The organism is Pseudoroseomonas cervicalis ATCC 49957 (assembly GCF_000164635.1).
Lineage (GTDB): Bacteria > Pseudomonadota > Alphaproteobacteria > Acetobacterales > Acetobacteraceae > Pseudoroseomonas > Pseudoroseomonas cervicalis.
This window is the reverse complement of the sequence record NZ_GG771224.1, coordinates 1-601: the sequence shown is the minus strand read 5'-3', so window position 1 is coordinate 601 and position 601 is coordinate 1. Positions and strand designations below refer to the sequence as shown.

Genomic DNA, 601 nt, shown 5'->3' with positions numbered 1-601 from the left:
GATTCGGCCGCGAAGACCGGGGCGGAGAGCCGCGCCGCCAGCGCCCGCAGCGGCGCCGCCAGCCCGCCCTGCGCCGCGCCGCTGCCGAGGAACTGCGACAGCATGTCGAGCAGCGCGTCGCGGATCTCGGGGTCCGTCGTCCCGGTCAGCGCCGGCACGTCGAGCAGCGCCAGCGCCGCCTCCCCCAGCCCGGCCATGCGCAGCCGGTGGGCGTACCAGATGCGGCGCTTCGGCTTCTCCAGCTCGTCCGGGGAGAGCGCCAGGGCGCGGCTGGCCGCCGCGGCGTCGCGGGTCTGCAGCGCGGCGGTCAGCAGGCTGGCGGCGGCCTCGGCGTGCAGCACCGTATCGGGCAGGGTGGCGGCCAGGCGGCACAGCCCGGCCCAGTCGCGCCGCTGCGCCAGGATGCGCAGCCCGTCCCGCACCTGCAGCGCCGCCAGCGCCTCCGGCTCGGGGAAGCTCTCCCGGTGCGTGGCCAGCAGCGCCCAGGCCGCGTCGCGGGTGGCGCCCTCCGGCAGGCGCGGGCCGAGCAGCGCCAGGCAGCGCAGCGCGTTCGGGGCGGAGGCCGAGGCGAACAGATCCGGCGCGGCGGAGAGCACCTGCC

Annotated in this window: 1 protein-coding gene; it reads right to left on the bottom strand. The window is 79.0% G+C overall.

What is annotated here, in order from left to right; genetic code table 11:
• A partial coding sequence (locus HMPREF0731_RS22690; protein WP_040614567.1) for a hypothetical protein occupies positions 1–601 on the bottom strand: 601 nt, incomplete at both ends.